Origin of the sequence: Achromobacter deleyi (assembly GCF_902859705.1) — a bacterium.
Lineage (GTDB): Bacteria > Pseudomonadota > Gammaproteobacteria > Burkholderiales > Burkholderiaceae_B > Achromobacter > Achromobacter deleyi.
This window is the reverse complement of record NZ_CADIJO010000023.1, coordinates 82,507-91,472: the sequence shown is the minus strand read 5'-3', so window position 1 is coordinate 91,472 and position 8,966 is coordinate 82,507. Positions and strand designations below refer to the sequence as shown.

General features: G+C 70.3%; 7 protein-coding genes. All 7 read right to left on the bottom strand.

Going from position 1 to position 8,966, the window contains the following annotated elements:
- Positions 1–1,201, bottom strand: a 1,201-nt coding sequence (locus HV798_RS25315; RefSeq protein ID WP_175216585.1) for an FAD-dependent oxidoreductase, incomplete at its 3' end; no start/stop codon positions are given.
- A gap of 131 nt (positions 1,202–1,332) precedes the next feature.
- Positions 1,333–2,991, bottom strand: a complete 1,659-nt coding sequence (locus HV798_RS25310; protein ID WP_175194973.1) for a dipeptide ABC transporter ATP-binding protein — start codon at positions 2,989–2,991, stop codon at positions 1,333–1,335.
- On the bottom strand, positions 2,988–3,887 hold the full coding sequence (locus HV798_RS25305; RefSeq protein ID WP_175194975.1) for an ABC transporter permease: 900 nt from the start codon (positions 3,885–3,887) through the stop codon (positions 2,988–2,990). Before HV798_RS25305 ends, HV798_RS25310 begins: the two co-directional genes overlap by 4 nt.
- 9 nt (positions 3,888–3,896) lie before the next feature.
- Positions 3,897–4,847 carry an ABC transporter permease gene (locus HV798_RS25300; protein ID WP_175194977.1) on the bottom strand — a complete coding sequence of 317 codons (951 nt, stop codon included), beginning with the start codon at positions 4,845–4,847 and terminating at the stop codon, positions 3,897–3,899.
- A gap of 6 nt (positions 4,848–4,853) precedes the next feature.
- Positions 4,854–6,470: an ABC transporter substrate-binding protein gene (locus HV798_RS25295; RefSeq protein ID WP_175194979.1), complete on the bottom strand. Its 1,617-nt coding sequence runs from the start codon at positions 6,468–6,470 to the stop codon at positions 4,854–4,856.
- A gap of 50 nt (positions 6,471–6,520) precedes the next feature.
- Positions 6,521–7,672, bottom strand: a complete 1,152-nt coding sequence (locus HV798_RS25290) for an NAD(P)/FAD-dependent oxidoreductase (RefSeq protein ID WP_175194981.1) — start codon at positions 7,670–7,672, stop codon at positions 6,521–6,523.
- Positions 7,673–7,712: 40 nt separating this feature from the next.
- Positions 7,713–8,831 carry an NAD(P)/FAD-dependent oxidoreductase gene (locus HV798_RS25285; RefSeq protein ID WP_175194983.1) on the bottom strand — a complete coding sequence of 373 codons (1,119 nt, stop codon included), beginning with the start codon at positions 8,829–8,831 and terminating at the stop codon, positions 7,713–7,715.
- Positions 8,832–8,966: the final 135 nt, after the last annotated feature.

The window sequence follows — 8,966 nt, the reverse complement described above, 5'->3', positions numbered from 1 at the left end:
CGCCTTGCGCCGTCCTGCCGCGGCCGCGCACGTCCAGGGCATGCCGGGCCGCGCCCGCGCCCGCCCACGATCCGGACGAGATCGCCCAGGCCGCGTTATGGCTGCCGCCGCCGGTAAAGCCGCCGCAGATCGGCTCGCGCGTGGCCGCATCGCCGGCCGCGTACAGCCCGGGCACCGAGGTGGCGCAGTCGGCGCCGGTCAGGCGCAGGCCGCCGGTGCCGCGCACCGTGCCTTCCAGCCGCAGGGTCACGGGGAAACGCTGGGTAAAGGGATCGATGCCGCTGCGATCGAACGGCAGGAAGAAATTGGGTTGCGCGGCGCGCATGGCGGCACGGGTCGCCTCGTCGGCCAGGTCCAGCCGGGCGTAGACCTTCTGGCGCAGGAGTTCACGAGCGATGACCGAACGCCCGCCCTTGGACGCCGCGCCAGGAATCGGCACGCCATCGGCATCGGTGAACGTCGCCCAGTTATAGAACAGCGTCTTGGTGACCGAACCGAATTCCGGCGCAATCGCGTAGGCGTTGGAAAATTCCATGCCGGACAGTTCCGCGCCCAGCTCGGCGGCCATCAGCAGCCCGTCGCCGGTCAGCACATTGCAGCCCAGCGCGCGGCTCAGGAACGCACAGCCGCCGGTAGCGATGACCACCGCGCCGGCGCGCACCGACCAGGCGCCGCCACGCTGGCGGTCCACCCCGGCGGCGCCCGCCACGGCGCCATCGGCGTCACGCAGCAGTTCCAGTACCGGATGGTGGTCCAGGATCTTGCCGCCCGCCTGCTTGACCTGCTTGCGCATCAGGCGCATGTATTCAGGGCCTTGCAGCGAATTGCGGCGCGACACGCCGGCCGTGTCTTGCGGAAACGGATAGCCCCAGTCGGCCAGGGTATTGATGCCGTCCCAGGTCTGGTCCAGCACGCGGCTCATCCAGCCGGCATCGGCCAGGCGGCCGCCCATCTCGTAGCGGCTGGCCATGGCGGCCTGGCGCTTTTGCGGGTCCGGGTCCACGTACCAGACGGCGGTGCCGGCAGCGGCCGTGGCGCCCGACGAACCACAGTAGCCCTTGTCCGCCAGGATCACGCTGGCGCCCGCCTGTGCGGCCTGGATCGCGGCCCACGTCCCCGCGGGTCCGCCGCCGATGACGAGGACGTCCGCCTCGTAGCCCGAATTGGCGCTGCCTTGCGGCGCCGCGTTGCTGACAGCCATGGAACCTCCGATGCGTATCTGCGTGATGCCAAAAATGGGATGGTAGGCCGGTGCGCCGCCTCGGCGAACGACGGATCGGCGATTTGCAAATCACCGCGAACGCCGTTGCGCGGCGTGTCTTGCCAAAGGGATCAGGCGACCGCCGCGGCCTGCACGGGTTCTGGCGCGCCTTGGCCGGAACCGGGGCGCGCCGCCAGCAGTTCACGCGTGTAGGCGTGCCGCGGCGTCTGGAACACCTGTTCCACCGGCCCCTGCTCTACCAGCGTGCCCGCCACCATCACCGCGACCTGGTCGCTGATCTGCCGCACCACATCCAGATCGTGCGAGATCAGCAGATAGGTCAGGCCCAGGTCGGCCTGCAGCCGTTGCAGCAGCGCCAGCACTTGTTCCTGCACCGCCACGTCCAGCGCCGACACCGGCTCGTCCAGCACGATCAGGTCGGGCCGCAGGGCCAGCGCGCGGGCGATCGCCACCCGTTGCCGCTGGCCGCCCGACAAGGCGGCGGGCTTGCGCGTCAACAGCGCGCGGTCCAGCGCCACCTCGTCCAGCAATTCCAATGCGCGGGCGCGGCGTTCATGGCGGTTGCCCAGGCCAAAGGCGCGCAGGGGTTCGGTCAGGATGTCTTCGAGCGTGTAGCGCGGGTCCAGCGAACCGTAGGGATTCTGGTGCACGAACTGAATGCGCTGGCGCAGCCGACGCAGCGGTTCGCCCGTCAAGGCGCCGATGTCCTGCCCGCCGAATCGCACCTGGCCGGCCGTGGGCGTTTCCATGCGGACCACCATGCGGGCGGTGGTGGATTTGCCCGAACCGGATTCCCCGACCAGCGCCAGCGTTTCGCCGCGCGCGATCTCGAACGACACGCCGCGCACGGCTTGCAGCGTGGCGCCACCCGCCAGGGAAAACGTCTTGGCCAGGCCGCTCACGGCCAGCAGCGGCGGGCTGGCCGGTGCGCTGGGCAACCTTGGTGCCCGGCGGGTTCGATCCGGCGCCCCGGGCCGCGCCGCCAGCAAGGCCCGCGTATAGGCGTGCCGGGGCTGCTCGAACACGTCCCGCGCGGCGCCGGCTTCCACGATCTGACCATGCCGCATCACGATGACCCGGTCGGCGCGCTCGGCGGCCAGCGCCAGGTCATGGGTGATCAGCAGCACCGAGGTGCCGCTGTCGGCCTTCATGATGGCCAATTGATCCAGGATGCGGCGCTGCACCGTCGCGTCCAGCGCGCTGGTGGGTTCGTCGGCAATCACCAGCCGCGGCCGGCAGGCAAAGGCAATGCCGATCAGCACCCGCTGGCGCATGCCGCCCGAGAGTTCATGCGGATACTGGCTGGCGCGCAGCGCGGGCTGCGACAGGCCGACCTGGTCCAGGATTTCGAGTGCCCGCTGCGGTGCATTGACGCGGTCCGCCAGGCCGTGGATGCGCAGCACCTCGGCCACCTGGTCGCCGATGCGCATGGCCGGGTTCAGCGCCACGCCCGGGTCCTGCGGCACCAGGCCCAGGCGGGCGCCGCGCAGCCGGCGCCAGGTGCGTTCGCTGGCGCGGGTCAGGTCTTCGCCCTGGAAGGTAATGCTGCCGCCCACGATATGCGCGCCTTCCTGCAGCAGGCCGATGATGGCGTGCGCCGTGGTCGACTTGCCCGAACCCGACTCGCCCACGATGGCCAGCACTTCGCCGGGCAGCACCTCCAGCGACACGCCGCGCACGGCATGCACGGGCTGGCGCCCCGCCAGGTAGGCCACGTGCAGGTCGCGGATGGCCAACAGGGGTGGCTCGGCCGCCATCATCGCGTTCATCTCGCCTCCCGCAGGCGCAAGCGTTCAAAGGTCTTGCCCAGGCTGTTGGTGGACAGCACCACCAGGATGATCACGCCGCCCGGCATGGCTGTCAGCCACCAGGCGCGCACCAGATAGTTGCGCCCCTCGGCCACCAGCGTGCCCCATTCGGGCGCGGGCGGCGCGGCGCCGAATCCCAGGAAGCTCAAGGCCGAGACCGCCAGGATGGCCGCGCCGAATTCCAGGCCGGCCACCACCAGCACCGGCCCCGCCGCATTGGGCAGGATATGGCGGCGCAGCACCGAGAACCAGCGTTCGCCGCTGCCGAACGCCGCTTCCACATAGGCGTGCGCCTTGATCCGCAGCACCTCGGCGCGCATCAGCCGCGCAAAGGTGGCAATGGTGGCCACGCCCGCGGCCAGCGCCACGTTGACGGTGCCAAAGCCCAGCACGGTCACGACCATCAGCGACAGCAGCAAGGACGGAATCGCCAGCAGCACGTCCACCGCGCGCATCACCGCGTCATCCACCGCGCGCCGCGAGAACCCGGCCAGCAGGCCCAGCACGCAACCTGCCGCCAGCCCCAGCGCCACGGCAATCACCGTGGCCTTCAGCGACAGCGCCGCGCCGTGCACCACTCGCGCATATACATCGCGGCCCAGGTAGTCGGTGCCGAACCAGTGCGCCCATGACGGCGGCCGCAGCCGCAACGCCACGCGGGTCTCGAACGGGCTCTGGGCGCTGAACACGTGCGGCAGGAAGGCCCAGCCCAGCGCCAGCGCCACCACGGCCAGGGCCAGCACCAGCGCCACCGTGCGCCGCAGGCTGCCCACGCGCGTGCGCCAGCCGGCGGGCAGCGTCAAAGACGGGCCGGCATCGCCAGGCGTCGCGGGGGCAATGAAATGCAGACTGGCCATGGCTACCTCCTAAGCTTCGCGCCGCCGCGCGGCGACGATGCGGGGATCGAACAAGGGATACAGCAGGTCCACCGCCAGGTTCACGGCCACGAAGACCAGCGTGGATAGCACCACCAGCCCTTGCACCATGGGAATGTCCTGCGCCTGCACGGCGATCTGGGTCAGGCGGCCGATGCCGGCCCGCGAAAACACGGTTTCGGTCACGACCGAACCGCCCAGCAGATGCCCGGCGCTCATGCCCACCAGGGTCAGCGCCGGAATCGCGGCGTTGCGCAAGGCGTGGCGCAAATGCACCCGGCGGCGCGACGCGCCCTTGGCGTAGGCCGTGTCGATATAGCCTTGCTGCAAGGCGGCCGCCAGGCTCTTGGCCAGCACCTGTGCGATGGCCGCGCTGGTGGGAATGGCCAGGGTCAGCGCAGGCAGTATCAGCGAGGCAAAGCCGGCATTGCCCGTGGCCGGCAGGAACGGCCAGTCGAACGAGAAAAACTGCAGCAGCACCAGCCCGATCCAGAATGACGGAATGCTGACGCCCAGCGGCGGCAGGCACAGCAGCAATTCAGACAGCCAGCGTCGCCGCGTGTAGGTTGCGGCCAGGGCCACCGCCAGCCCCAGCGCCAGCGACACCGCCAAGGCCAGCGCGGCCAGCGCCAGGGTCTGCGGCAAGGCCCGCAGCACGGTCGTGGCAACGTCGTGGCCGTTTTCGATGGATACGCCGAAGTCGCCCTGCAAGGCACGGGCAAGGCCGCTCAGGTACTGCACGATGATGGGCTGGTCCAGCCCGTAACGCGTGCGCAGCTGCGCCACCTGCGCCGCGTCGGCCAGCACGCCCTCGCCGCGGGCATCCAGCATGATGGCGATGGGGTCCCCCGGCAGCACGTACAGGATCAGGAACGATACCGAGAACGCGGCCCACACCACGAACACCGCTTGTGCAAGGCGCGACAGCAGATAGCGGCGCATGGCAGGCTACCGGGACGTCGCCAGCCAGGTATCGTGCAGCACCGGCCAGCGCGGCGTCGACAGCCACAGGCCGCGCACGTTCGGCGCCACCGCGAACACCGTGTTGCTCTCCTTGATCGGCACGGCGTAGCCCTGGTCGATGATGCGGTTCTGGATCTGCGCCACCAGCGCGGTGCGCCGGGCCGGGTCCACCGCCACGCTCTGCTGGTCCAGCAAGGCGTCCAGGTCCGGTTCCGCCGCGCCCAGGCCGCGCCCGAACTTGCTCGAGAACGCGGCCAGGATCACGTCGGGGTCCGGCCGCGTCAGGTCAGACAGCCGCAGGTCATAGTTGCCCGACCGGATCACCCCGCCGATCTCGGCGTCCGACCGCAGGTTCAGGCGCAGGTCCACGCCGATCTGCGCCAGCTGTTCCTTGATGAGCTCCAGTGTGGGCGTGTAGCCCGGAAAGCTCCACGTCACGCCGATCTGCAGCCGTTGCCCATCGCGGCTGCGGATGCCGTCCTTGCCCGGCTTCCAGCCCGCCTTGTCCAGCAAGGCCCGCGCCGCCTCGGGCTGGTAGGCCAGCTTGGCGGACAGGTCCACGTAGCCCGGCACGGTGGTCGACACCACGCTGGTCGCGGCCTTGTCGTATTCGGTGTAGAGCGCTTCGATGATCTCGGGCCGGTTCACGCCGATGACCAGGGCCTGGCGCACTTCGGCGTGCGACAGCACCGGGCTGGCGATGTTCGGATACAGCGTGATGCCGATGCCGCCGGCCGACCGCGCCACCACCGTCGCGCCCGCGGCCTTGATGCGCGCCACGTCTTCGGTGGGCAGTTCTTCGATCGCGCCGACCTGGCGGCTCAGCAGCGACCCCACCCGCACGCTGCCTTCGGCAATGGTCTGGAACGTCACCTGGTCCAGCCACGCCGGGCCCGGGTGTTCGGCGTTGGGCGAGGCCCATTGGTAATCGGCGCGGCGTTTCAGGACGATCTTGTCGTTCTTGACCACCTGGTCGATCACGAAGGGGCCGGTGCCGATCAGGGCGCCCTGGCAACGTTCTTCGGGCGTCCTGGCCAGCGTGGCCAGCGCCAGCGGCGCCAGCGTCTTTTCGGTCAGGGCCTGCAAAAAACCGGCCTTGGGATGGTCGAACCGCAGCGCCACCGTCGAATCGTCGATGACGTCCGCGCCCAGGTAACCGGTCAGGTAGCCGCCCGCCTGCGGCGCCCGGCCTTCCTTGGCGTACGCCGCCAGCGCGTCGAAGTTCGCCTTCACCGCCTTGGCGTCCAGCGGCTCGCCATTGCTGAACGTCACCCCGCTGCGCAGGTGCAGCCGCAGCGTCTTGCCCTCGTCCAGGTATTCCCAGCGGTCGGCCAGCCAGGGCACGACCTGGCCGGTGCGCTTGTCCTGGTCCAGCAGCGTATCCAGCGCCTGGCGGCTGGCATTCTGGGCGCGCGCGCTTTGGGCCAGGTCCAGGCACGGCGGGAATGAGCTTTGCGCCAGGATCAGCGCGCCGCCGGCTTGCGGCTGGGCATCGGCGGCCTGCGCGGCCCCGCCAGACAGCAGGCCGGCTGCCGCCAACGTCAACGCGCCTGCGCGCTGCCAGGCAGCGCCCACGGCAAAGGATGGGAATGAGGACGTCATGATTAACCTTACAAAGGCGCGGGACTGGGCACGGGTTGCAGGCAGCTGGCTCACAGGCGAAAGCGCGCCACGCCAAACGGCGCCAGCACGTCGGGGCGCTGGCCGCTCACCAGCCACTCGGCCACCGCTTCGGACACGGCCGGCCCGATGGCAAAGCCGTGGCCGCTCCAGCCCGTGGCGTACAGCACGCTGTCGTGGCCCGGCACGCGGTCGATGATCGGAATCTGGTCCACCGCACTGGAATCCGCCCGGCTGGCGTCCAGATGGGTCACTTCGGTGTCGGTCGCTGTGCGCGGGAACGTGGCGGTCAGCGCGGTCAGGCTGGCGCTGAGCGTGGACAGGTCGGTGTTGCCGGTTTCGGTCTCGTCGTCCCAACGGCCGACGGCGCCGCCCGTGACCGTGATGTGGTCCGCGTCGGCCCGCTTGATCGACAGCGTGCGGTTGCTGTGATTGATCAGGTAGTCCAGTTTCAGGTCGCGCGACACGCGCAGCTGCGCCACCTGCGGGTTGAACGACCACACCGGCAGTTGCAGGCCGAAGGCCTCGCGCAGCAGCTTGGGCACTTGCGTATTGGCGGCCAACACCACGGCGCGCCGGGCCGCGAACACGCGGCCATCGCTCAGCGTGACCTGCGCCCCACCCTGCGCCACCGACTGCACGGCCTGCACGTTGGCGCCTTCGATCAGCGTCGCGCCCAGCGCCACGGCGGCCTGGGCAAAGGCGCGCGTGGCCACGTTGTGGTCGGCAATGCCGTCGTTGGGGCTGTACAGCGCGTAGATCACCTTGTCCGACACGTCGGGCAGCTTTTCTCGCACGCCGGCCGCGTCCAGGATTTCGGTGCGGGCGCCAAAGGCGTTCTGCACTGCGGCGCGCGCGGCCAGCGTCACGCGGCCATGCGTGCCGCCCACGCGTTCCAGTTCGCCCAGGCTCAAACCGCCCAGGCGTTCAAAGCCGCTGTCGGTGCCCAGCAGTTCGGTCAACGTCGGCCAGATCTGCAAGGCCCGCACGGCCAGCGGCAGTTCGCGCAGGTCGCGGTTGTTGGCGCGCACGCCGCGGTGGCCGGGGCCGCCCGACGCGCCGCTGGCGACTTCGCGCCGTTCCAGCACGGTGACGGAATGGCCGGCGCGCGCCAGCGTCCAGGCCAGCGACGCGCCGAAAATGCCGGCGCCGACGATGACGTAATCGGTCGAGACTTCACTCATGGGATATCCAGGATGGCAAGAAAAGAGAATGCGTGGGGCGTCAGGCCGCGAACCGGCCGGGCCGGAAGTCGGCCAGCAAGGGGGACCGCGTGCCGTCGAGGATTTCGCCGGCCAGGAGTTCCGACAGAATCGGCGCCAGCGTGGCCGCGCTGTGGCTGAACGCCACCGACAGGCCGCCCACGCTGCCCACCTCGCCCACCACCGCGCGATGGTCGCCGGGAATGGGACGGTGGCCGATGCCGGTCTGCACGTCGGTAAAGGCCGGGTTGCCGGCCAGCCAGCGCGCGGCGGCTTCCGTCACGGCGGTCACCACGTCGGGCGCGACGTGCCAGCCTTGTTCATCGCTGCCCGTGACCTGGGCATCGGCCCATTCCGCATGCAGCGACAGCGTGCCGTCGGCCCGCGGCCGGATCGCGATATCGGGCGCGCGCAGCACCGCCTTGGGTGCGGCGGCGCTGCTGCGCGCCGTCACCAGCAAGGCGGTATTGGTCTGCGCGGGCAGGTTCACGCCCACCTGGCGCAGCAGGTCCGGCGTGCCGGCGCCGGCGGCCAGCACCACCGCGTCCGCGTCCAGGAACGTGCGGGCGTCCACTTGGACCCCGGTGATCTTTGCCCCCGCCACGCGCAGTGTCGGCGCTTGCGGCAAGGTCACGAACTGGGCGCCGCGCGCCACCAGGCGGCGGCGCAGCTGATGCAGGTATTCGGGCAGGTCAACCCAGCCTTCGCGCGGCACGTGCACCAGGTCGTAACCGTCCAGCGCGGCGCGATCGAGCGCCGGTTCGGCCTGCACCGCCTGGTCCGCATCGAACCAGGCCGCGCCATAGCCCGACCGCGCCAGTTCGGCGGCCCGGGCTTGCAGCGATTCAAGCTTGTCGGCGTCGCGCCAGGTCAGCGCGCCGTCGAACTTCAACCACGGCGTCGGCGACGACTCGGCGGCAATGGCCCGGTAGCGTTCCAGCGACAGTAGCCGCAGACGGCGGTAGCTTTCCGGCGCTGCGCCAAACGCATTCAGCCACGAGTAAGACCGCAGGGACGCGGTCCGATAGTCCAGCGGCGGCGCGGCCAGCACGACCTGTGCGCCCCGATCGGCCACCTTGGCCGCCACGCTCAACCCCAACACCCCTGCCCCCACCACCACCACTTTCTGCACCGCTGGCATCGCAAACCCTTCAACCCCGAATCAAGAGCGATCCATTCTGGGCGCGCAGGCGCACGCCGCCAACGACGGAATCCGCATATCGATATCGGATACCCGCCGGGCGTGCAAAGAGGATTTGAGATGCGCCGCGACACG

Bases quoted from the DNA above. Each gene is read 5' to 3' on its own strand.
- HV798_RS25310 (WP_175194973.1), bottom strand. From the start codon at position 2,991: ATGAACGCGATGATGGCGGCCGAGCCACCCCTGTTGGCCATCCGCGAC.
- HV798_RS25305 (WP_175194975.1), bottom strand. From the start codon at position 3,887: ATGGCCAGTCTGCATTTCATTGCCCCCGCGACGCCTGGCGATGCCGGC.
- HV798_RS25300 (WP_175194977.1), bottom strand. From the start codon at position 4,847: ATGCGCCGCTATCTGCTGTCGCGCCTTGCACAAGCGGTGTTCGTGGTG.
- HV798_RS25295 (WP_175194979.1), bottom strand. From the start codon at position 6,470: ATGACGTCCTCATTCCCATCCTTTGCCGTGGGCGCTGCCTGGCAGCGC.
- HV798_RS25290 (WP_175194981.1), bottom strand. From the start codon at position 7,672: ATGAGTGAAGTCTCGACCGATTACGTCATCGTCGGCGCCGGCATTTTC.
- HV798_RS25285 (WP_175194983.1), bottom strand. From the start codon at position 8,831: ATGCCAGCGGTGCAGAAAGTGGTGGTGGTGGGGGCAGGGGTGTTGGGG.